Annotated in this window: 20 protein-coding genes, 2 rRNA genes and 1 riboswitch; of the genes, 18 read left to right on the top strand and 4 right to left on the bottom strand. The window is 39.6% G+C overall.

Annotated features, from left to right (window positions below):
- Together LRP84_RS07850 and rrf are read left to right on the top strand one after the other, a co-directional pair.
- Window positions 1–2,522 (top strand): 23S ribosomal RNA (locus LRP84_RS07850); the annotation flags it as partial.
- Between the two features lie 50 nt (window positions 2,523–2,572).
- A 5S ribosomal RNA gene (gene rrf / locus LRP84_RS07845) occupies window positions 2,573–2,688 on the top strand.
- 246 nt (window positions 2,689–2,934) lie between these two features.
- Here rrf and LRP84_RS07840 read toward each other — a convergent pair.
- Window positions 2,935–3,435: a DUF1269 domain-containing protein gene (locus LRP84_RS07840; RefSeq protein ID WP_230574574.1), complete on the bottom strand. Its 501-nt coding sequence runs from the start codon at window positions 3,433–3,435 to the stop codon at window positions 2,935–2,937.
- 183 nt (window positions 3,436–3,618) lie between these two features.
- A riboswitch (purine riboswitch) is annotated at window positions 3,619–3,720 on the top strand.
- Window positions 3,721–3,829: 109 nt separating this feature from the next.
- On the opposite strand from LRP84_RS07840, the gene purE reads away from it, so the two are divergent.
- From purE to LRP84_RS07770, 14 genes are all read left to right on the top strand, one after another.
- Window positions 3,830–4,315: a 5-(carboxyamino)imidazole ribonucleotide mutase gene (purE, locus tag LRP84_RS07835; protein WP_230574573.1), complete on the top strand. Its 486-nt coding sequence runs from the start codon at window positions 3,830–3,832 to the stop codon at window positions 4,313–4,315.
- Entirely contained in the window at window positions 4,312–5,463 is a 1,152-nt protein-coding gene (purK, locus tag LRP84_RS07830) for a 5-(carboxyamino)imidazole ribonucleotide synthase (protein WP_230574572.1), read from the top strand. The genes purE and purK overlap by 4 nt, the downstream gene beginning before the upstream one ends.
- On the top strand, window positions 5,460–6,761 hold the full coding sequence (gene purB, locus LRP84_RS07825) for an adenylosuccinate lyase (RefSeq protein ID WP_230574571.1): 1,302 nt from the start codon (window positions 5,460–5,462) through the stop codon (window positions 6,759–6,761). Before purK ends, purB begins: the two co-directional genes overlap by 4 nt.
- A gap of 89 nt (window positions 6,762–6,850) precedes the next feature.
- A complete protein-coding gene (gene purC, locus LRP84_RS07820; RefSeq protein WP_230574570.1) occupies window positions 6,851–7,570 on the top strand; it encodes a phosphoribosylaminoimidazolesuccinocarboxamide synthase in 720 nt (239 codons plus the stop codon).
- Window positions 7,563–7,817, top strand: coding sequence for a phosphoribosylformylglycinamidine synthase subunit PurS (gene purS / locus LRP84_RS07815; RefSeq protein WP_154711679.1), 255 nt, complete (start codon window positions 7,563–7,565; stop codon window positions 7,815–7,817). Before purC ends, purS begins: the two co-directional genes overlap by 8 nt.
- A complete protein-coding gene (purQ, locus tag LRP84_RS07810; protein WP_230574569.1) occupies window positions 7,814–8,497 on the top strand; it encodes a phosphoribosylformylglycinamidine synthase subunit PurQ in 684 nt (227 codons plus the stop codon). Before purS ends, purQ begins: the two co-directional genes overlap by 4 nt.
- Entirely contained in the window at window positions 8,481–10,700 is a 2,220-nt protein-coding gene (gene purL, locus LRP84_RS07805; RefSeq protein WP_230574568.1) for a phosphoribosylformylglycinamidine synthase subunit PurL, read from the top strand. The genes purQ and purL overlap by 17 nt, the downstream gene beginning before the upstream one ends.
- Entirely contained in the window at window positions 10,685–12,100 is a 1,416-nt protein-coding gene (gene purF / locus LRP84_RS07800; RefSeq protein WP_230574567.1) for an amidophosphoribosyltransferase, read from the top strand. The genes purL and purF overlap by 16 nt, the downstream gene beginning before the upstream one ends.
- Before the next feature lie 143 nt (window positions 12,101–12,243).
- The gene (gene purM, locus LRP84_RS07795) at window positions 12,244–13,284 is read left to right on the top strand and encodes a phosphoribosylformylglycinamidine cyclo-ligase (protein WP_230574566.1); all 1,041 of its coding nucleotides are present in this window, start codon (window positions 12,244–12,246) and stop codon (window positions 13,282–13,284) included.
- Entirely contained in the window at window positions 13,281–13,859 is a 579-nt protein-coding gene (purN, locus tag LRP84_RS07790; RefSeq protein ID WP_230574565.1) for a phosphoribosylglycinamide formyltransferase, read from the top strand. Before purM ends, purN begins: the two co-directional genes overlap by 4 nt.
- 36 nt (window positions 13,860–13,895) lie before the next feature.
- On the top strand, window positions 13,896–15,431 hold the full coding sequence (gene purH / locus LRP84_RS07785) for a bifunctional phosphoribosylaminoimidazolecarboxamide formyltransferase/IMP cyclohydrolase (protein ID WP_230574564.1): 1,536 nt from the start codon (window positions 13,896–13,898) through the stop codon (window positions 15,429–15,431).
- 429 nt (window positions 15,432–15,860) lie between these two features.
- Complete coding sequence (purD, locus tag LRP84_RS07780; protein ID WP_230574563.1) at window positions 15,861–17,126, top strand: phosphoribosylamine--glycine ligase; 1,266 nt, start codon at window positions 15,861–15,863, stop codon at window positions 17,124–17,126.
- A 297-nt stretch (window positions 17,127–17,423) separates the two neighbouring features.
- A complete protein-coding gene (locus LRP84_RS07775; protein ID WP_230574562.1) occupies window positions 17,424–18,875 on the top strand; it encodes an RNA-guided endonuclease InsQ/TnpB family protein in 1,452 nt (483 codons plus the stop codon).
- Window positions 18,876–18,959: 84 nt separating this feature from the next.
- Entirely contained in the window at window positions 18,960–19,382 is a 423-nt protein-coding gene (locus tag LRP84_RS07770; RefSeq protein ID WP_230574561.1) for a DUF1801 domain-containing protein, read from the top strand.
- 147 nt (window positions 19,383–19,529) lie between these two features.
- Here the strand turns inward: LRP84_RS07770 and LRP84_RS07765 are convergent, their stop codons facing one another.
- From LRP84_RS07765 to LRP84_RS07755, 3 genes are all read right to left on the bottom strand, one after another.
- Window positions 19,530–19,694: a type II toxin-antitoxin system antitoxin gene (locus tag LRP84_RS07765; protein WP_230574560.1), complete on the bottom strand. Its 165-nt coding sequence runs from the start codon at window positions 19,692–19,694 to the stop codon at window positions 19,530–19,532.
- A gap of 15 nt (window positions 19,695–19,709) precedes the next feature.
- The gene (locus tag LRP84_RS07760; protein ID WP_230574559.1) at window positions 19,710–20,555 is read right to left on the bottom strand and encodes an SPFH domain-containing protein; all 846 of its coding nucleotides are present in this window, start codon (window positions 20,553–20,555) and stop codon (window positions 19,710–19,712) included.
- Window positions 20,556–20,778: 223 nt separating this feature from the next.
- Window positions 20,779–21,162 (bottom strand): YgaP family membrane protein, encoded by a 384-nt coding sequence (locus LRP84_RS07755; RefSeq protein WP_302850580.1) that lies wholly within the window; start codon window positions 21,160–21,162, stop codon window positions 20,779–20,781.
- A 197-nt stretch (window positions 21,163–21,359) separates the two neighbouring features.
- Here LRP84_RS07755 and pcrB point away from each other — a divergent pair, with 197 nt between their 5' ends.
- Window positions 21,360–22,049 (top strand): heptaprenylglyceryl phosphate synthase, encoded by a 690-nt coding sequence (gene pcrB / locus LRP84_RS07750; RefSeq protein ID WP_230574558.1) that lies wholly within the window; start codon window positions 21,360–21,362, stop codon window positions 22,047–22,049.
- Window positions 22,050–24,290, top strand: coding sequence for a DNA helicase PcrA (pcrA, locus tag LRP84_RS07745; RefSeq protein WP_230574557.1), 2,241 nt, complete (start codon window positions 22,050–22,052; stop codon window positions 24,288–24,290).
- Window positions 24,291–24,294 lie beyond the last annotated feature (4 nt).

Below are 24,294 nucleotides of genomic sequence, written 5' to 3'. Positions count from 1 at the left end.
CTCTTGAATGTATCCTGAGTACGGCGGAACACGTGAAATTCCGTCGGAATCCGGGAGGACCATCTCCCAAGGCTAAATACTACCTAGTGATCGATAGTGAACCAGTACCGTGAGGGAAAGGTGAAAAGCACCCCGGAAGGGGAGTGAAAGAGATCCTGAAACCGTGTGCCTACAAATAGTCAGAGCCCGTTAACGGGTGATGGCGTGCCTTTTGTAGAATGAACCGGCGAGTTACGATCCCGTGCGAGGTTAAGCTGAAGAGGCGGAGCCGTAGCGAAAGCGAGTCTGAATAGGGCGTTTAGTACGTGGTCGTAGACCCGAAACCAGGTGATCTACCCATGTCCAGGGTGAAGTTCAGGTAACACTGAATGGAGGCCCGAACCCACGCACGTTGAAAAGTGCGGGGATGAGGTGTGGGTAGCGGAGAAATTCCAATCGAACCTGGAGATAGCTGGTTCTCCCCGAAATAGCTTTAGGGCTAGCCTTAAGTGTAAGAGTCTTGGAGGTAGAGCACTGATTGAACTAGGGGTCCTCATCGGATTACCGAATTCAGTCAAACTCCGAATGCCAATGACTTATCCTTAGGAGTCAGACTGCGAGTGATAAGATCCGTAGTCAAAAGGGAAACAGCCCAGACCGCCAGCTAAGGTCCCAAAGTGTGTATTAAGTGGAAAAGGATGTGGAGTTGCTTAGACAACTAGGATGTTGGCTTAGAAGCAGCCACCATTTAAAGAGTGCGTAATAGCTCACTAGTCGAGTGACTCTGCGCCGAAAATGTACCGGGGCTAAATACACCACCGAAGCTGCGGATTGATACCTATGGTATCAGTGGTAGGGGAGCGTTCTAAGTGCTGTGAAGTCAGATCGTAAGGACTGGTGGAGCGCTTAGAAGTGAGAATGCCGGTATGAGTAGCGAAAGACGGGTGAGAATCCCGTCCACCGAATGCCTAAGGTTTCCTGAGGAAGGCTCGTCCGCTCAGGGTTAGTCAGGACCTAAGCCGAGGCCGACAGGCGTAGGCGATGGACAACAGGTTGATATTCCTGTACCACCTCTTTATCGTTTGAGCAATGGAGGGACGCAGAAGGATAGAAGAAGCGTGCGATTGGTTGTGCACGTCCAAGCAGTTAGGCTGGTAAGTAGGCAAATCCGCTTACCGCAAAGGCTGAGCTGTGATGGGGAAGCTCCTTATGGAGCGAAGTCTTTGATTCCCCGCTGCCAAGAAAAGCTTCTAGCGAGATAAAAGGTGCCTGTACCGCAAACCGACACAGGTAGGCGAGGAGAGAATCCTAAGGTGTGCGAGAGAACTCTGGTTAAGGAACTCGGCAAAATGACCCCGTAACTTCGGGAGAAGGGGTGCTTTCTTAACGGAAAGCCGCAGTGAATAGGCCCAAGCGACTGTTTAGCAAAAACACAGGTCTCTGCGAAGCCGTAAGGCGAAGTATAGGGGCTGACACCTGCCCGGTGCTGGAAGGTTAAGGAGAGGGGTTAGCGCAAGCGAAGCTCTGAACTGAAGCCCCAGTAAACGGCGGCCGTAACTATAACGGTCCTAAGGTAGCGAAATTCCTTGTCGGGTAAGTTCCGACCCGCACGAAAGGTGTAACGATTTGGGCACTGTCTCAACCAGAGACTCGGTGAAATTATAGTACCTGTGAAGATGCAGGTTACCCGCGACAGGACGGAAAGACCCCGTGGAGCTTTACTGTAGCCTGATATTGAATTTTGGTACAGCTTGTACAGGATAGGCGGGAGCCTTTGAAGCCGGAGCGCTAGCTTCGGTGGAGGCGCTGGTGGGATACCGCCCTGGCTGTATTGAAATTCTAACCTACGGGTCTTATCGACCCGGGAGACAGTGTCAGGTGGGCAGTTTGACTGGGGCGGTCGCCTCCTAAAAAGTAACGGAGGCGCCCAAAGGTTCCCTCAGAATGGTTGGAAATCATTCGTAGAGTGCAAAGGCATAAGGGAGCTTGACTGCGAGACCTACAAGTCGAGCAGGGACGAAAGTCGGGCTTAGTGATCCGGTGGTTCCGCATGGAAGGGCCATCGCTCAACGGATAAAAGCTACCCCGGGGATAACAGGCTTATCTCCCCCAAGAGTCCACATCGACGGGGAGGTTTGGCACCTCGATGTCGGCTCATCGCATCCTGGGGCTGTAGTCGGTCCCAAGGGTTGGGCTGTTCGCCCATTAAAGCGGTACGCGAGCTGGGTTCAGAACGTCGTGAGACAGTTCGGTCCCTATCCGTCGTGGGCGTAGGAAATTTGAGAGGAGCTGTCCTTAGTACGAGAGGACCGGGATGGACGCACCGCTGGTGTACCAGTTGTTCTGCCAAGGGCATAGCTGGGTAGCTATGTGCGGAAGGGATAAGTGCTGAAAGCATCTAAGCATGAAGCCCCCCTCAAGATGAGATTTCCCATAGCGTAAGCTAGTAAGATCCCTGAAAGATGATCAGGTTGATAGGTTCGAGGTGGAAGCATGGTGACATGTGGAGCTGACGAATACTAATAGATCGAGGACTTAACCATATAATATGAAGCAAATGTTATCTAGTTTTGAAGGAATATACCTTCATAAGTCTGGTAATGATGGCAGAGAGGTCACACCCGTTCCCATACCGAACACGGAAGTTAAGCTCTCTAGCGCCGATGGTAGTTGGGACTTTGTCCCTGTGAGAGTAGGACGTTGCCAGGCAAAAACCTAAGTCGTTTTGACTTAGGTTTTTTTGTGTTTAAAAAAGTAACGTTCTGATACTTTCACTACGTTTTCATTCTTCTCTAATTGCTTCATTTGAAATGCATTAAAAATAATTTTACTCATTTTCCGTACCTTACTGTATGATTGTTTCCGTTATAACGAGGAAGTAGCTTTAAAAACATACAAAAACCCCGAATCATGGACTTTTTGTAAGTGTTCACGATTCGGGGTACAGTTTACTAGTTATTTAGTTTTTAATTTTTTACGTTCTGCCTCAATTTCGGAGCGCAATTCAGCTTCAGAATAACGATCTATTTTTCCATTTCCTTCATTTACAATGCTATTTAATGTATCTTCTGTCTTCTCTTCCACAATCACAATGACTCCTGTTTTTCCAGGTTTAATAGATTTTAATGTATTTTCAAAAACAGAATATGCATGTGTAATCTCTTTTTTATCTTTAAATATACCAATTGTTGATCCAATTAGTCCACCTAACAATACACCGAAAGGTCCGCCTAGAATCCCAACAAACATCCCGATTAAACCGCCTTTATTGGTTTTATCAGCGCCCGTTACATCTAAGAAATCTTCAATTGATAATTCACCATCTATTTTGCGTTTAATAACTGCAATTTGTTCCACTTTTAGTTGATGCTCTAAATGAAATTTTTTAATAACAGAGAATGCTTTGTAGGATTGCGTATCTTCTTGAAAAGTAAGTACAGCAACTTGTTTTTCCATAATTTAAAACCTACCTTTTTCTATAATTATCCTTAAATTTGGTATATTTGTCAAGGGAATCATACATAAATAAGCATATTTATAAGGTTTTCTGGAATAAACACGAACGTTTTGTTTAATAAAATAAAAAACATTCGATTATTTATTGACATATTTTAAGAACTCCTGTTAATATAACGGTAGAAACAATATTATATCGTACCTCATATAATCGCGGGGATATGGCCTGCAAGTCTCTACCTAACGACCGTTAATCGTTGGACTATGAGGGGAAGTCACTCGGTATTTTTCTATTCACATGGGATACGCATGCCTGAGTAGAGCACTTTCTCTCATAGTAAAAGGGGAATGTTCTATATCAGGCTTTTTTTATTTGAATCGGGGGGATTCTAATATGAAACCACTAGTTGGAGTCATTATGGGAAGCACGTCAGACTGGGAAACAATGAAATATGCTTGTGAAATATTAGAAGAGTTAAATATTCCGTATGAGAAGAAAGTCGTATCCGCTCATCGGACTCCAGATTATATGTTTAAATATGCAGAAACAGCTCGTGAACGTGGAATAAAAGTTATTATCGCTGGGGCAGGCGGGGCCGCTCACTTACCAGGAATGGTTGCTGCAAAAACGAATATTCCTGTCATTGGTGTTCCTGTTCAATCGAAAGCGTTAAATGGTTTAGATTCATTACTATCTATTGTCCAAATGCCAGGAGGTGTTCCAGTTGCGACTGTCGCAATTGGAAAAGCCGGAGCTACAAATGCAGGTTTACTTGCCACGCAAATGCTAGGATCGTTTCATGATGATATATATGATGCATTAGAACTGAGACGAGAAGCAATTGAAAAAAATGTGCGAGAAGGTAGTGAACTGCAGTGATAAAAACGATTTTACCTGGACAAATGATTGGTATTATTGGCGGGGGACAACTTGGCAGAATGATGGCTATTGCAGCAAAGGAAATGGGATATAAGATTGCAGTATTAGACCCAGCAAAGTCTTCACCATGTGCACAAATCGCTGATATTGAAATTGTGGCACCGTATAATGATTTAAAAGCAATTCAGCACTTAGCAGAAATAAGTGACGTTGTAACATATGAATTTGAGAATATTGATTATAACTGCTTACAATGGCTTGAAAAGAATGCTTATTTACCACAGGGCAGTCAATTATTATACACAACGCAAAATCGTTATACAGAAAAAAATGCAATCACGAAAGCGGATTTACCAGTAGCACCATATAGACTCGTTCAGAAGCAGGAAGAGCTTTTAGAAGCAATTGCTGAATTTTCCTTCCCATGTGTGTTAAAGACAACAACAGGGGGATATGATGGGAAAGGGCAAGTTGTACTAAGAAGTGAAGCTGATATTGTGAGAGCGGTGGAACTTGTAAATCAGGCGGAATGTATTGTAGAAAAATGGGTTTCATTTGAAAAAGAAATTTCCGTTATTGTTACACGCAGTGTAAACGGTGAAACGAAGGTATTTCCAGTAGCCGAAAATATTCACGTGAATAACATTTTACATGAATCAATCGTACCAGCTCGTATTACAGAAGAACTATCACAAAAAGGAATTCAGTATGCAGAGATATTAGCGGATGAGCTAAAGCTAGTGGGAACACTAGCAGTAGAGATGTTTGCTACAGCAAATGGTGAAATTTATATTAATGAGTTAGCACCAAGACCGCATAACTCTGGGCACTATACAATTGATGCATGTGAAACGAGTCAATTCGGACAACATATCCGAGCAATCTGTAATTTACCTCTTGGAGAAACAATTTTATTAAAACCAGTTGTCATGGTAAACATTTTAGGCGAACATATAGAAGGGGTCCTAAAGCAAGTGAATAGGTTAACCGGGTGTTACTTGCATTTATATGGTAAAGAAGAAGCAAAGCCGCAGCGTAAAATGGGGCACGTTAATATTTTAAATGATAAGATTGATGTTGCTTTAGAAAAAGCGCGGACATTGCATATTTGGGACCATCAAGAACAACTGTTGGAGGGAAAAAGATGATTAGTCGTTATACACGCCCTGAGATGGGTGCGATTTGGACGGAAGAAAACAAATTTAAAGCATGGTTAGAAGTTGAAATCTTAGCTTGTGAAGCTTGGGCTGAACTTGGAGATATTCCAAAAGAAGATGTGAAAAAACTTCGTGAGAATGCATCTTTTGATATTGAACGTATTTATGAAATTGAACAAGAAACACGTCATGATGTTGTAGCATTTACTCGTGCGGTATCTGAAACACCAGCATTAGGTGAAGAACGTAAATGGGTACACTACGGTTTAACATCTACAGACGTAGTAGATACAGCGTTATCGTACATCTTAAAACAAGCTAATGAGATTTTATTAAAAGACTTAGAAAACTTCATTAGTATCTTAGCTAATAAAGCAAAAGAGCATAAATACACAGTTATGATGGGAAGAACACATGGTGTTCATGCAGAACCAACAACATTCGGCTTAAAGCTTGGTCTTTGGTACGAAGAAATGAAACGTAACTTAGAGCGTTTTAAAGAGGCAGCTAATACGGTTCGCGTTGGTAAACTTTCTGGTGCCGTTGGTACATTCGCGAACATCAATCCATTCGTTGAAAAATATGTTTGTGAAAATTTAGGATTAGAAGCAGCACCAATTTCTACACAAACGCTGCAACGTGATCGTCATGCACATTACATGGCAACACTTGCGTTAATTGCAACATCTATCGAGAAAATGGCAGTTGAAATTCGTGGTTTGCAAAAGAGTGAAACACGTGAAGTAGAAGAATTCTTTGCAAAAGGTCAAAAAGGTTCTTCTGCAATGCCACATAAACGTAATCCAATCGGATCTGAAAATATGACTGGTATGGCACGTTTAATTCGCGGTTATATGCTGACTGCTTACGAAAACGTTCCATTATGGCATGAGCGTGATATTTCTCACTCTTCTGCAGAACGCGTTATCTTACCAGATGCAACAATCGCATTAAACTACATGTTAAATCGTTTCGGTAATATCGTGAAAAACTTAACGGTATTCCCAGAAAACATGAAGCGTAACATGCAAAGAACATATGGTTTAATTTACTCTCAGCGTGTAATGCTTACGCTAATCGACAAAGGTATGGTACGTGAAGAAGCTTATGATATTGTACAGCCTAAAGCGATGGAAGCTTGGGAAACACAAGTACAATTTAAAGAGCTTGTAGAAGCTGATGAGCGTATTACAAGCAAATTAACACAAGAGGAAATCAATGAATGTTTCAACTATGAACATCACTTACAACATGTTGATACAATTTTTGAACGTCTTGGCTTAAACTGATAATTTTATATGGCGCAGAATAGTATCATTCTGTGCCATTCTTTATAAATATACTATTCACATTTTTCAAACTACAGGGGGCTTGCGAAGTGCAAAAGCTAGAATTGCTGTATGAAGGAAAAGCAAAAAGAATTTATCGTACAGAAACAGCAGATATGGTTTGGGTAGAGTACAAAGATAGTGCTACTGCTTTCAATGGGGAAAAGAAAGCGACGATTTCTGGAAAAGGTCGTCTGAACAATGAGATTACAACTCTTTTATTCAGAAAGTTACAAGAAGTGGGAATCAAATCACACTTTGTTGAGAAAGTATCGGAAACAGAACAAATCGTAAAAAAAGTGAGCATCATTCCATTAGAAGTTGTCACAAGAAATGTAATTGCGGGCAGTCTTTCAAAACGATTAGGAATGGAAGAAGGAACTGCACTTACAACACCGGTTGTGGAACTTTACTACAAAGATGATGATTTAGGAGATCCGCTTGTAACTGAAGATCATATTCGTGTATTAAACGTTGCAACGCCAGAGCAAGTAAGCATATTACGAGAAAAAGCTCTACAGATCAATCAAGTATTGATTGAGCATTTCGCAAACTGTCGTGTAAGATTAATAGATTTTAAATTAGAGTTTGGGGTAACAGAAGCGGGAGAAATTTTATTAGCGGATGAAATTTCACCAGATACATGCCGTTTATGGGATGAAACGAGCAATGAAAAATTTGATAAAGATGTATTCCGCCGCGATCTTGGTAATTTAACAGATGCTTATGAAGAAATTTTAAAACGATTAGGGGGAGCTTCACATGTATAAAGTAAAAGTATATGTCACGTTAAGAGAAAGTGTATTAGATCCACAAGGAACAGCGGTAAAAGGGGCGCTTCATAGTCTTTCATTTGCAGAAGTACAAGATGTTCGTATCGGTAAATATATGGAGTTAACAATTGATAAATCAGTTACAGATATTGATGCAATGGTAAAAGAAATGTGCGAGAAATTATTAACGAACGTAGTGATTGAAGATTATCGCTATGAAGTTGAGGAGGTTGTCGCGCAGTGAAATTTGCCGTAATCGTTTTCCCAGGTTCGAACTGTGATGTGGATATGTTTCATGCAATTAAAGATGAGCTTGGCCAAGATGTAGACTACGTTTGGCATGATACAGAAAACTTAGATGAGTACGATGGAATTTTACTACCAGGCGGTTTCTCTTACGGAGATTATCTTCGCTGCGGAGCTATTTCTCGCTTTGCAAACGCAATGAAAGGTGTACAAAAAGCAGCTGAAGCAGGAAAACCAATTTTAGGTGTATGTAACGGTTTTCAAATTTTAGTAGAGTCTGGATTGCTACCAGGTGCATTAATTCGCAATAAAAACTTAAAATTTATGTGCCGTACTGTTCAGCTTCGTGTAGAAAATAATACAACAATGTTTACGTCGCAATATGAGAAAGACGAAGTTATCGATATTCCGATTGCTCATGGTGAAGGAAACTACTACTGTGATGAAGTGACATTGAAACAGTTAGAAGAAAATAATCAAATTGTGTTCCGTTATGTAGAGAATCCAAACGGAAGCGTTTCAGATATTGCAGGAATTGTAAACGAACAAGGAAATGTACTTGGCATGATGCCGCATCCAGAGCGTGCTGTTGATGAATTACTTGGAGGAGCGGATGGTCTAAAAGTATTTCAATCTATTTTGAAACATTGGAGGGAAACATATGTCGTTACTGCTTGAGCCAAATCCAATTCAAATTAAAGAAGAACGCATTTATGCAGAAATGGGATTAACGGACGAAGAATTTGCCATGGTTGAAAAGATTTTAGGCCGTATTCCAAACTACACAGAAACAGGCTTATTCTCTGTTATGTGGTCAGAGCATTGTAGTTATAAAAACTCAAAGCCAGTTCTTCGTAAGTTTCCAACAACTGGTGAACGTGTATTACAGGGTCCTGGTGAAGGCGCTGGTATCGTAGATATCGGTGATAATCAAGCGGTAGTATTTAAAATGGAAAGTCATAACCATCCATCTGCAATTGAGCCGTATCAAGGTGCAGCGACAGGGGTTGGCGGTATTATACGTGATGTGTTTTCTATGGGAGCACGCCCAATTGCTATGTTAAATTCACTTCGCTTTGGTGAGCTACAATCACCGCGCGTGAAATATTTATTTGAAGAAGTTGTAGCAGGTATTGCAGGATATGGTAACTGCATTGGAATTCCAACTGTTGGCGGAGAAGTACAGTTCGATCCATGCTATGAAGGAAATCCACTTGTAAATGCAATGTGTGTTGGTTTAATTAACCATGAAGATATTAAAAAAGGCCAAGCGCACGGTGCTGGTAATACAGTAATGTATGTTGGTGCAGCAACAGGCCGTGACGGTATTCACGGTGCAACGTTTGCGTCAGAAGAACTATCTGAGGATTCCGATGCAAAGCGTCCAGCAGTGCAAGTAGGCGACCCGTTTATGGAGAAGCTTTTAATTGAAGCGTGCTTAGAGCTTATCAAATCTGATGCACTTGTCGGTATTCAAGATATGGGAGCAGCAGGCTTAACATCATCTTCTGCAGAGATGGCAAGTAAAGCAGGTATGGGTATTGAAATGTACTTAGATGATGTACCGCAACGTGAAACAGGTATGACGCCATATGAGATGATGCTTTCTGAATCACAAGAACGTATGTTAATCGTCGTGAAAAAAGGTAGAGAGCAAGAGATTGTAGAGTTATTTGAAAAATACGGTCTTGCGGCAGTGACAATGGGAAAAGTAACTGAAGATAAAATGCTTCGTTTATTCCATAAAGGAGAAATGGTTGCGGAAGTGCCAGCTGATGCATTAGCAGAAGAAGCACCTGTTTATCATAAGCCTTCAAAAGAAGCAGCGTATTTTGCAGAGTTCCAACAAATGAAGATGGAAACACCAAAAGTGGAAAATTATAAAGAAACATTATTATCTCTGTTACAACAACCAACGATTGCAAGTAAAGAGTGGGTATATGATCAATATGATTACCAAGTACGTACAAGCACAGTTGTTACACCAGGATCTGATGCAGCGGTTGTTCGTGTACGCGGAACAAATAAAGCATTAGCAATGACAACAGATTGTAACTCTCGCTACATTTACTTAGACCCAGAAATGGGCGGGAAAATTGCTGTAGCAGAAGCAGCTCGTAATATTGTATGTTCTGGCGGTGAGCCGCTTGCAATTACAGATTGTTTAAACTTTGGTAACCCAGAAAAGCCAGAAATTTTCTGGCAAATTGAGAAGTCAGTAGATGGTATGAGCGAAGCATGCCGCACGCTAAGTACACCTGTTATTGGCGGAAACGTATCAATGTACAACGAACGCAGCGGTGAAGCGGTATATCCAACACCAACTGTTGGTATGGTTGGTCTTGTACATGACGTAAAGCATGTGACAACGCAAGAGTTTAAGCAAGCTGGCGATCTTGTTTATGTAATCGGTGAAACGAAAGCTGAGTTTGGTGGTAGTGAATTACAAAAGATGGTGTATGGTAAAATCTTTGGTCAGGCACCAAGCATCGATTTAGAAGTAGAAGAAAAACGCCAAAAGCAATTACTGACAGCTATTCAAAAAGGTCTTGTACAATCAGCGCATGACGTTGCAGAAGGTGGATTAGCAGTTGCTTTCGCAGAAAGTGCAATGGGTGCAAATGGATTAGGTGCAGATGTGAAGTTAGCTGGAGAAGCAACGGCGATGTTATTTGCAGAATCACAATCTCGCTTTGTTGTTACAGTAAAACGTGAGCAAAAAGAAGCGTTTGAAAATATGATAGATGCACTTTATGTTGGGGAAGTAACAAGTGCAAATCAATTAACAATTCGTAATGAAGAAAACGAAGTATTGCTTATAGCGGATGTTAATGAAATGAGAACGGCTTGGAAAGGGGCTATTCCATGCTTAATGAAATAAAGGGGCTAAATGAAGAATGCGGTGTTTTCGGAATTTGGGGGCATGAAAATGCAGCACAAGTTACGTATTATGGACTGCATAGCTTGCAGCACCGTGGTCAAGAAGGCGCTGGCATTGTTGTAAATAGTGGGGAGAAAATCATTGGTCATAAAGGTCTTGGTTTAATATCAGAAGTGTTTTCACGCGGCGAGTTAGAAGGCTTAAACGGACAATCGGCGATTGGGCATGTTCGTTATGCGACAGCAGGCGGTGCTGAAGTTGCAAATGTTCAACCATTGTTATTTCGCTTCTCAGACCATAGTATGGCATTAGCTCATAACGGTAATTTAATTAACGCAAAAATGCTTCGTCGTGAATTAGAGGCAGAAGGAAGTATCTTTCAAACAAGTTCAGATACAGAAGTATTGCTTCATTTAATTAAACGTAATACAAAAGGTACATTAATTGAAAGTGTAAAAGATGCACTAAACAAAGTAAAAGGTGCTTTTGCATATTTATTATTAACAGGAAATGAAATGATTGTTGCATTAGATCCAAATGGATTCCGACCTCTTTCAATTGGAAAGATGGGAGATGCGTACGTTGTAGCATCTGAAACATGTGCATTTGATGTTGTTGGGGCAACATACATTCGTGATGTAGAGCCTGGAGAAATCATTGTTATTAATGATGAGGGAATACACGCAGATCGCTATACAAATGATGTAGAGCATGCGATTTGTAGTATGGAGTATATCTATTTCGCTCGTCCTGATTCAAACATTGCTGGCGTTAATGTTCATGCAGCACGTAAAAATATGGGGAAATTGTTAGCAAAGGAAGCTCCAGTTGAAGCAGATGTTGTAACAGGTGTACCGGATTCCAGTATTTCTGCTGCAATCGGCTACGCGGAAGCGACAGGAATTCCTTATGAATTAGGGTTAATTAAGAATCGTTACGTTGGACGTACCTTTATTCAACCTTCACAAGAATTACGTGAGCAAGGTGTAAAAATGAAGCTTTCAGCAGTACGTGGTGTTGTTGAAGGGAAACGTGTTGTTATGATTGACGATTCTATTGTGCGCGGTACAACAAGCAAGCGAATTGTTCGTATGCTTCGCGAGGCTGGGGCAACAGAAGTACATGTAAGAATTGCTTCGCCGCCGCTTAAGTATCCATGCTTCTATGGAATTGACATTCAAACAAGAAAAGAATTAATCGCAGCAAATCATTCAATAGAAGAAATTCGTCAAATCATTGGAGCAGACTCTTTAACGTTTTTAAGTGAAGATGGCTTAATCGATGCAATTGGCCGCCCGTATGAAGGGAAATATGGCGGTTTATGTATGGCTTACTTTAATGGAGATTATCCAACGGCTCTTTATGATTACGAACAAGAGCTTTTAGAAAGTATGAAATAGAGCAGAGCAATAAGAAAGTATAGCAGCTTCTACTATATGCTGTGTGGAAGCTTGCTTTTTCTTAAAGTTTTATCATTATAGTTTTACTGTTCGGTAGACGGGAGAAATTCTTTCAGTATAAAAAGACGAGGTGTATAGAAACGATGGCGAATGCATATAAGCAAGCAGGAGTAGATATTGAAGCTGGATATGAAGCGGTATCTCGCATGAAAAAACACGTGCAAACAACGATGAGAAAAGAAGTGCTAGGTGGCTTAGGCGGTTTTGGAGGAATGTTTGATCTTTCAAAATTTGCATTAGAAGAGCCAGTATTAGTATCTGGAACAGATGGTGTGGGAACAAAATTAATGCTCGCTTTCATGATGGACAAGCATGACACAATCGGCATCGATGCAGTTGCAATGTGTGTGAATGATATTGTTGTTCAAGGGGCAGAGCCGCTCTTTTTCCTAGATTATATTGCTTGTGGTAAAGCAGAACCTAGTAAAATTGAAAACATCGTCAAAGGAATTGCAGAAGGATGCCGTCAGGCTGGTTGTTCACTAATCGGCGGGGAAACAGCTGAAATGCCAGGTATGTATTCTGAAGAAGAATACGATTTAGCTGGTTTTACAGTTGGTATTGTTGATAAAAAGAAAATTGTTACGGGACAATCCATTGAAGCGAATCAAGTATTAATCGGACTTGCTTCTAGTGGAATTCATAGTAATGGTTACTCTCTTGTACGTAAGGTGCTATTAGAAGATGGACAGCTTTCACTTGATCGTACGTATGGTCGCTTAGAACTCCCACTTGGTGAAGAATTATTAACACCAACGAAAATTTATGTCAAACCTATTTTAGAACTATTGAAGAAATATAACGTAAGCGGTATGGCTCACATTACTGGTGGTGGATTTATTGAAAATATTCCACGTATGTTGCCAGACGGTATTGGAGCACAAATTGAACTTGGTTCTTGGACAATTCATCCAATCTTTGATTTACTGCAAGAAGTTGGTCAATTAAATAGAGAAGAAATGTTCAATATTTTTAACATGGGTATTGGTATGGTAGTAGCGGTCAAAGAAGAAGATGCAGAAGGTGCTATAAAGCTTTTAGAAGAACAAGGAGAAACAGCTCATATCATCGGACGCACTGTACAAGGTTCAGGGGTTACATTTGATGGAGGAGCGCAATCATGAGCCGAGTAGCAATTTTTGCTTCAGGAAGTGGTTCTAACTTTCAAGCACTTGTGGATGCGGTAGAAGATGGAACGTTAGATGCACAGCTTAGTTTACTTGTATGTGATCAACCTAGTGCGCGTGTTGTCCGGCGTGCAAATGATCATCATGTTCCTTGCTTTGCCTTTTCAGCGAAAGATTATGAATCAAAGGAAGCATTTGAACAAGAAATATTAAAGAAATTGCAAGAATCCGAGATTGATTGGATTATTTTAGCAGGGTATATGCGTTTAATTGGTCCAACGTTACTAGCTGCTTACGGAGGCAGAATTGTTAACATTCATCCGTCGTTATTACCAAGTTTTCCAGGAAAAGATGCAGTTGGGCAAGCGATTGATGCTGGTGTGAAAGTAACAGGAGTAACAATCCATTACGTTGATGCAGGAATGGACACAGGTCCAATTATCGCGCAGGAAGCGGTAGCAGTTTCTGAAAATGATACACGGGAAAGTTTACAAAAGAAAATTCAACTTGTCGAACATAGATTGTACGTGGATACGGTGAAATCTTTATTACATTCTGAAGTAAAGTCATAAGAGCAGCATTTTAATACAACTAGGGGTGAAGGATAAATGAAAAAGCGCGCATTAGTAAGTGTTTCAAATAAAGCTGGAGTTGTAGAGTTTGTAAAAGGATTACTTGAGCAAGGTATTGAAGTTATTTCAACAGGTGGAACGAAAAAATTACTAGAAGAAAATGGTTTACAAGTGATTGGAATTTCTGAAGTAACAGGTTTTCCAGAAATTATGGACGGTCGTGTGAAAACATTACACCCAAACATCCATGGCGGATTGCTTGCGGTACGTGATAATGAAACACATATGTCTCAAATGAATGAGCTTGGCATTCAGCCAATTGACTTTGTTGTTGTAAACTTATATCCATTTAAAGAAACGATTGCAAAGCCAGATGTGACATTTATTGATGCGATTGAAAATATCGATATCGGCGGACCAACAATGATTCGATCTGCTGCGAAAAACCATGAGTTTGTAACAGTTATCGTTGATCCAACAGACTATGATGTTGTATTAGGGGAATTAAAGGAAAGCGGAGAAGTTTCAAAAGAAACAAAACGTAAATTAGCGGCAAAAGTATTCCGTCATACAGCGGCATATGATGCATTAATCTCAAACTATTTAACAGAACAAACAGGAGAAAAAAGCCCTGAAACGTTAACAGTTACATTTGAGAAAAAACAAGATTTACGTTACGGCGAAAACCCGCATCAAAAAGCAACATTCTATAAGGCTCCATTTGCAGCAACTTCTTCTGTTGCTTATGCGGAACAATTACATGGCAAAGAGCTGTCTTACAATAATATAAATGATGCTGATGCAGCGCTTAGCATCGTGAAAGAATTCGCAGAGCCAGCAGTGGTAGCTGTAAAACATATGAATCCGTGCGGCGTTGGTGTTGGTACGGATATTTATGAAGCATATACACGTGCTTACGAAGCTGACCCAGTTTCAATCTTCGGTGGTATCATTGCAGCAAACCGTGAAATTGACAAAGCAACAGCAGAAAAGCTGCATGAAATTTTCTTAGAAATCGTTATTGCACCGTCTTTCTCAGCAGAAGCGTTAGAAGTACTGCAAAGTAAGAAAAATTTACGTCTGTTAACAGTAGATATCGCAAAAGCAGCAACAGCAAGCAAAAAGCTAACTTCAGTACAAGGCGGTTTACTTGTGCAAGAAGAGGACACATTAGCGTTAGAAGATGCGACAATTACAATTCCAACAAAACGTGAACCAACTGAACAAGAGTGGAACGACCTGAAATTAGCATGGAAAGTTGTGAAACACGTAAAATCTAATGCGATTGTTCTAGCAAAAGATAATATGACAATTGGTGTTGGTGCAGGTCAAATGAACCGCGTTGGATCAGCGAAAATTGCAATTACACAAGCTGGTGAAAAAGCGCAAGGAAGTGCACTTGCATCTGATGCGTTCTTCCCAATGCCAGATACAGTAGAAGAAGCTGCTAAAGCAGGCATTACGGCAATCATTCAACCGGGCGGCTCCATTCGTGACGAAGATTCAATTAAAAAAGCGGACGAGTATGGCATCGCTATGGTATTCACTGGCGTACGTCATTTCAAACATTAATTTAGAAACAAAGGAGATGACCAAAAGTCCACTTTTGGGTCATCTTCTTCTACTTTTGAATATGATTCAGCTTGCGCGTCGAACATCGTCGAAGGGTCTTTATCCCGCATTAACGGGCAGTAAGGGCTTGAGAAGAGCGGGGAAGAAAACTGCCGGTAAAAGCCCGATTGGTTCAACTAACCATCAGTGAGAAAAGCGTCACTGATGGAAGTTTCACTTTATCCCGTGTCGAAGCGCCGATATATTTTAAAGAACGGTCGATATATTGTGAAAATCGCCGATAAATGCACCACTTCCGCCGATATATCGCTGGACACGTAAGAAGGGACCGAATTTTTGAGTCTGTTCTTTTGTACTTATCCTATTTTAATGAGCAGTAAGCTCTCACTGATGGAAGTTTCACTTTATTTGAATAATGGAGGATGAAATATGAATGTTTTAGTAATCGGCCGCGGTGGACGCGAGCATGCATTAGCATGGAAATTTGCACAATCAGAGCAAGTAGAGACTGTATATGTAGCACCGGGAAATGAAGGAATGAAAGATGTAGCAACACCTGTAGCGATCGATGAAAATGATTTTGATGCGCTTATTACTTTTGCGAAAGAAAATAACATTGGTTTAACGTTTGTTGGGCCAGAAATTCCGCTTATGAACGGTATTGTTGATCGATTTGAAGAAGCGGGGCTTCGCGTTTTTGGACCGAACAAAGCAGCAGCTGTTATTGAAGGAAGTAAAGCTTTTACGAAAGAGCTTATGAAAAAGTATGATATTCCAACAGCGGCATATGAAACATTTACAGAGTATGAAGCAGCTGTGCAATACATCGAAAAAGTTGGTGCTCCAATTGTAATTAAAGCAGATGGCTTAGCAGCTGGTAAAGGCGTAACAGTTGCTATGACATTAGAAGAAGCACTGCAAGCTGTAAAAGAAATGCTGCAAGATGTAAAGTTTGGAGAAGCGAGCAAAAAGGTTGTCATTGAAGAATTTTTAGACGGACAAGAATTTTCTCTTATGGCATTTGTAAATGAAACAACCGTATATCCAATGGTAATTGCACAAGATCATAAACGTGCTTTTGATGGCGATAAAGGACCGAATACAGGTGGAATGGGTGCTTATTCACCGGTACCACAAATTCCACAGTCAGCAGTAGAACAAGCCATTCAAACGATTTTATATCCAACGGCAGAAGCAATGAAGCAAGAAGGACGTTCCTTTACAGGTATTTTATATGCAGGGCTTATTTTAACAAATGAAGGACCGAAAGTAATTGAATTCAATGCTCGCTTTGGTGACCCAGAAACAGAGGTAGTCCTACCGCGCTTAGAGAGCGATTTAGTAGATGTATGCAATCATGTACTAGATGGAAAAGAGCTTACTTTAGAGTGGTCTGAAGAGGCAGTGATTGGTGTTGTACTAGCTTCAAAAGGATATCCTGAGGCTTACGAAAAAGGTGCTGTTATTCGAGGGCTAGAAACATTAGAAGATGTTATCGTATTTCATGCCGGAACGGATTTTAAAGATGGAGAATTTGTAACTAACGGCGGCCGTGTGTTGTTTGTTGCTTGTAAAGGAAAAGACTTACAAGAGGCAAAGAATAAGGTGTATGGAGAAATCACGAAAATTGAGAGTGATGGTTTATTTTATCGAAGTGATATAGGGTACCGTGCAATTGCGAAAGTAGATTGCTAGAGGGGGGCTCCCCCTTTTAAATACTGGCTCTGTTAAACAATAATGTTGATAATCGAGCGAGTTGCACTCCTTAAAACGACGAAATAAGGATCCAAAGTGAAAGTACATTTCGCTTTGGATCCTTTATTTTTTATCAGAAAATGGGCAAGAAAACCCCACCTTTAAAACGCGCAGCGGCCCAGTTTAAGGTGGGGATGAATTGCCATTGCATTCGTAAAAAATTTTTGGTACTGATACGAATGTATGTTCTTTTTAGGCACTTTGTAGTATCATGAAGGAAAGAAGGAGGTGAAGATCATGACGAAAGAAAAAGAATATGTAACCTATCAAATTTGGATTAAGAAAGGTCACAAATTGCACGCCTACTTCATGGAAATGTGTCAAAATGCAAAAAATCTCTACAATACAACCAACTTCTATATTCGCCAAGTGTATACGGCCTTACGTACTGACCAACCATTGCAGCCACTTCAACAAGAAGTTCTCCATACATTACAAATGTACATTGAAACTATGAATAAAAATCAACTTCGTGCGTATCGAAAACGCGTACAAAGGGAGAAAGAAAAACCTGTGAAAGAACAAAAAGAAATCAAATGTAATTTGTTTACATTCCCTACAAAGGAGAAATCCTTCCTATCGTATAACTTTCTAGATTGTTTGTTTAAAACGATGAAACAACAAGATTATATGAATTTGCCAGCGCAAACGAATCAAGCAGTTATGAAGAAGTTATATCAAAACTGGAAATCATTCTTCGCTTCTATCAAGGCATACAAGAAGCATCCTTCCATCTTTACTGGCAGACCTCGCATTCCAAAATATATTAAATCATCTTTGAAAGAAATTGTTTTCACGAATCAAGTGTGTAAACTCCAAGATAAATACATTCGTTTTCCAAAAACAAGCATAAAATTAAATATCGGTAAATTGTTCGGATACATCGAAAAGCTGAAAGAGGTACGTGTTTCTCCTGCTTACGGGAAGTTTAAAGTTGAGATTGTGACAGAACAATCTAAGCCAGCGTCTGAGCATATCGACAATAATCGTTATATGAGTATTGACTTAGGGATCAATAACATTGCAACTATCATTACGAATACAGGGGCTACTCCTGTGTTAGTAAAGGGCAATGTAATCAAAAGTATGAATCAATACTACAACAAGCAAAAGGCTCATTTGCTTGGTATTCTTCGTCATGGGAAAGAACCAAAAGAAGGGCTACACACATCAAGGTGTTTAGAGAGGCTTCATGAAAAACGATTTCTCAAAATAAAAGACCTTTTCCATAAAATTAGTTATCATATTGTTCAGTTCGCGATTCAACACGAGATTTCTATGATTGTAATTGGGAAAAATGCAGCATGGAAACAAAACAGTGAGATGGGGAAACAACAGAATCAATCTTTCTGCCATATCCCGCATAATCTACTCATTGAAATGATCACCTATAAAGCAAAACGAAAAGGTATTACTGTACAAGTCGTGGAAGAATCGTATACAAGTAAAGCATCCTTTCTAGACAATGATGCGATCCCGATTTACGGTGAGGAAGACATTCCTGCATTCAGTGGAAAACGAATTACACGTGGCTTGTATCGTACGAAAGAGAAGAAACTACTGAACGCAGATGTGAATGGTTCCTATAACATCTTAAAAAAAGCAGTTCCAAAGGCGTTTGCTGATGGAATAGAGGGGTTGTGCCATCAGGCAGCTGTGTCAACTCCACTCGTGTTAAGCATCTTTTGAAGGTGATACACGAGAAACCCCCACTTCAAGATCCGAAGGAGATAAGTGGTGGGAGTTTTCATATCTAAAAAGGGGGCCTTTAATATGTACAAACTTAAAACAACAGAAACCGACAATAGTGTAATTGAGTTTATTGAAAGTGTTGAAAGTCTAAAAAAAAGAGAAAACGCATATCAATTATTAGATATATTTACTGAAACAACAGGTTATACAGCAAAGATGTGGGGACCGAGCATTATCGGATTTGGAACATACCATTATAAATATGCATCCGGTCATGAAGGAGATGCCCCATTAGTAGGCTTTTCTCCCAGAAAAGCCAAAATTAGTTTATATTTTGCAACTGGTGACCCTAGGCGAGAAGAACTATTAAAAGACTTTGGAAAATACACGTCTGGAAAATCATGTATATATATTAATAAAGTAGCAGACATTGATATTGATGTTCTAAAAGCGCTAATCAAACAATCTGTAAGTTTTTTGAAAGAGACGTATCCAAATCATTAATGAAATTTTATGTAGATTTTTAAATAGTTCATATTAATTCTTTAGAAAACAGAAAAAAATCTAGTTGAATTAATTCTTACCTAAGCTTAGTTTGATGGCGATGTGACGATACCCTTAAAAAGAAAACGAGTCCTACTTATTAAAAAGTTAGGACTCGTTTTCTTTTTTTAGTTTCCCTTTTTGCTTTGCCATATCGCGAAGTAAATATTCAATATGAGCATTCACGCTTCGGAATTCGTCGTTTGCCCATTTTTCAATAACTGCGTACAATTCGGGATCGATTCGTAATGGAAAGCTTTTCTTTTTAGCCATAATTACCGACAACCTTTAATATAAACTTCCTGTATTAATGACCGGCTGTGCCCCTTTATCTGAAACAATGGCAACTAATAAGTTATTAACCATATTTGCTTTTCGTTCGTCATCTAAATCAAGTATACCTTCTTCATCTAGTTTTTGAATAGAATCTTTCGCCATTTGTACGGCACCTTCTACAATTTCTTTTCTTGCGGCTAATACTGCTTTTGCTTGTTGACGTTGAAGCATTGCGTGTGCAATTTCAGTTGCATAAGCTAAGTGTGTTAAACGAGTTTCAAGTACTTCTACCCCTGCAATGTCTAAACGTGCTTCTAATTCTCGTTTTAACTCTTCGGAAATTTCTTCTGAGTTTCCACGTAGCGTAATGTTGTTTTCATCTTGGAAATTATCATATGGATATTTTGTTGCCACGTGACGAATCGCTGTTTCACTTTGAATTTCTACGAATGCATCATAATGTTCAACACCAAAGATTGCTTTTGCAGAATCGACGACTTTGTATACAACAACAGCTGCGATTTCAATTGGGTTTCCATCTATATCATTTACTTTTAATTTCTTACTATTAAAGTTCTCTACACGAAGAGAAACAGTTTGACGAAGTGCAAATGGAATTGTTAAAAATAATCCATTTTCACGAATTGTTCCTAAATAGTTACCGAAAAATGTAATTACTTTTGCTTGGTTTGGCTGGACGATGCCAATGCCACTTGCAAGGATTGCTGCTAATAAAAACGAGATGACAGCAATAGCAAACATTTCATTAATAAGGCTAAATAAACCGATACCAATTAAGACCAGAATGACAATTATTCCCAAAAAACCATTTACATGAAATACTTGTTTTTCCTTCATATTTTCGCCTCCCTTGATATAAAAATGATATCACTTTTATATCAAGGTTGACAATAGATTTCTAACCTAATTTTGTTAAAAATGATATAATATGTATTTTTTAATTGGATTTTCTAAATAAGAAGAACGAATGTTCTTGTTTGTGGTAAAATAAAAGAAAACTTAGCCGCCCACTGCAGCAGCTAAGTTTCTTTTAGAGCATCTTACTATAGTGACAAATGATTCAAAGCGGTTTGGACATAAGAGCCTTTTCAAGTGCAGACTCAATTTCCTTATCAGAAGCATCATAACTTCCAGAGCTTGTTTTTTCTTCGTCATGAGAAGTATGATGTGCTTCTTGTTTATTAGATTGTCCATTCTTCATAAGATCCATGCCAGGCATTTTTAAATCCGGAATATTCATATATTTACCGAGTTTACATGCTGCTACAATAGGACAGAAACGAACGATTCCTTCTGCAATTCTCATTGCTCCAACCCAAAGCATAATTTTGGGCCAAATACACCGTGGTCTTCTTGCAAGCTTTGCTGTATTGCAGCTAAGCAGAACAAGACCGATGGTAATACGAATAAAGGCATTCATTGTGCCGATGTTTTGCTTGAACAAGACATTCACTCCCTTTTCATCAGCTTTAAAATAGATATATCTATTTCAAGAGTTATTGTTCCTTTCATGCTTTCTCTATATACAATCCAACATTTGACGTAGAAAAAGATGTTGTGTGGAATGTGTGTCAGCACATTATTTTTTGTTATAATGAAAGAATGTGTAAAGACGATTAGATAAAAAGAAAGGGTGTTTTCATGTACGATATTTCACAGTGGAAACATGTATTTAAGCTTGACCCGAATAAGGAGTTAAGCGATGAACATTTAGAGCTTATTTGTGAATCAGGAACGGACGCTATTATTGTAGGCGGAAGTGATGGAATTACAATTGATAACGTATTAAATATGCTAGTAAGCATTCGTAGATATGCGGTTCCTTGTGTATTAGAAGTTTCAACGATGGATTCTGTGACCCCAGGATTCGATTTTTATTACATCCCGAGCGTATTAAATAGTCGAAAGGTCGAATGGGTAACGGGCCTTCACCATACGGCATTGAAAGAATTCGGGGATATTATGAACTGGGATGAAATTTTTATGCAAGGATACTGTGTGTTAAATCCAGAAGCGAAAGTGGCAAAGTTAACAGAAGCAAACTGTGATTTATCAGAAGACGATGTGATTGCATATGCACGTATGGCGGATAAACTTCTTCATTTACCAATTTTCTATTTAGAATACAGTGGTACATATGGAGATGTGGAACTTGTAAGAAAAGTGAAAGCTGAGCTGCAAAATGCAACATTATATTACGGCGGTGGAATTGCAGGTGCAGACCAAGCGAAGAAAATGGCACAGTATGCGGATACAGTTGTCGTTGGAAATTTAATTTATGAAGATATAAAGAAAGCTTTAGCAACAGTAAAAGCTGTAAAAGGAGAGTAGGTGACCGAATACATGAGTATAACAGAAAAATTATTAACAGGATTAAATCCGCAGCAGCAAAAAGCTGTACAAGCAACGGCTGGACCGCTGTTACTTATGGCTGGTGCAGGTAGTGGTAAGACGCGTGTGTTAACGCACCGAATTGCTTATTTACTTGGTGAAAAAGGTGTTGCACCGTGGAATGTATTAGCGATTACGTTTACAAATAAAGCAGCACGTGAAATGCGTGAGCGTATTGACAAGCTTGTTGGTCCAGAAGCAGAGGATATTTGGATTTCAACATTCCACTCCATGTGTGTTCGCATTTTACGACGCGATATTGATCGCATCGGCATTAATCGTAACTTTACGATTTTAGATGCAAGCGACCAATTAACGGTTGTGAAAAAAATTATGAAAGAGCGCAATATTGATCCAAAGAAGTTTGAACCTCGTTCTGTTCTTGCGACAATTAGTAATGCGAAAAATGAATTGTTATCTCCAGAAAAATATGCGAAGAAAATCTCAATTGCAGATCCATACGAAAAGATGACAAGCGATGTGTATACAGAGTATCAAAAGCGTCTTCTTAAAAATAATGCGCTTGATTTTGATGATTTAATTATGACGACGATTCAATTATTTGAGCGTATACCAGAAGTACTGGAGTTTTATCAACGTAAATTCCAATATATTCACGTTGATGAGTATCAAGATACGAACCGTGCTCAGTACATTCTCGTTAATAAATTGGCTGTGCGTTTTAAAAACCTTTGCGTAGTCGGTGACTCAGATCAATCGATTTATCGTTGGCGCGGGGCAGATATTTCTAATATCTTGTCGTTTGAAAAAGATTATGAAAATGCACAGGTTATTTTACTGGAGCAAAACTATCGTTCGACGCAAAGTATTTTAAACGCAGCGAATGCTGTTATTGAAAATAATATGAACCGTAAACCGAAGAAGTTATGGACGGATAATCAAGTAGGGAGTAAAATTTCGTATTACCGTGCTGCAACTGAAAAGGATGAGGCTTACTTTGTCGCGAAAAAGATTCGTGATGAAGTGCAAATAGGCAATCGAAAGTACACAGACTTTGCGGTACTATATCGTACAAATGCTCAGTCTCGTATGGTCGAGGAGATTTTTCTGAAGTCCAATATTCCATATAAAATTGTCGGTGGCATTAAGTTCTACGATCGTAAAGAAATTAAAGATATATTGGCATACTTACGTTTAATTGCGAATCCTGATGATGAAATTAGTTTCGCTCGTATTATTAATGTGCCAAAACGCGGTGTTGGAGCAACATCAATTGATAAAATTATTAATTATGGCGTGCAAAATGGTCTCTCGCTGACGGCTGTGTTAGATGAAATTGAACACGTTGGACTAAGTGCAAAAATTACGAAGACAGTAGCAGAATTTGCAAAGCAACTTCATAATTGGGTGAACATGCAAGAGTATTTATCAGTAACAGAGCTTGTTGAGGAAGTGTTAGAGAAAACAGGTTACCGTGATGCACTGAAGAATGAACGTACATTAGAATCAGAAGGACGCTTAGAAAACTTAGAAGAATTCTTATCTGTTACACAAACGTTTGAGTCACAAAGCGAAGATAAGAGCCTTGTTGCTTTCTTAACTGATTTAGCACTTGTTGCTGATATTGACCGTGTAGATGAAGATCCAACTGCTGGTGAAGAAGTGATTTTAATGACAATGCACTCTGCAAAAGGATTAGAATTCCCTGTCGTCTTCATTTTAGGGCTAGAGGAAGGCATTTTCCCGCATACGCGCTCTTTAATGGAAGAAGATGAAATGCAAGAAGAGCGCCGTTTAGCATACGTTGGTATTACACGTGCAGAAGAAGAACTGTACGTAACGAATGCTCAAATGCGAACGATATTTGGTAGAACAAGCATGAATAAAGAGTCACGTTTCATCTCTGAGATTCCTGAGGATCTCATTGAAACGCTTCATGAAGTGAAACCAAAGCGTGAAAGTTTTAGTACAAAGTCAAAACCTACGACTACAACGACAACTCGTTCACGCTCAGCCTTTGTTCGTCCTGCCGTGAAAACAACAGGCGGTGAGCAGATTGGCTGGTCAGTTGGCGATAAAGCATCACATCAAAAATGGGGCATTGGTACTGTTGTGAGTGTAAAAGGGGACGGAGATGCAAAAGAATTAGACATTGCGTTTCCAAGTCCAGTTGGCATTAAACGATTATTGGCTAAATTTGCGCCAGTTACGAAAGTGTAAGAAA

Origin of the sequence: Bacillus rhizoplanae (assembly GCF_917563915.1) — a bacterium.
GTDB lineage: Bacteria > Bacillota > Bacilli > Bacillales > Bacillaceae_G > Bacillus_A > Bacillus_A rhizoplanae.
This window is presented reverse-complemented; position numbering and strand designations above follow the sequence as displayed.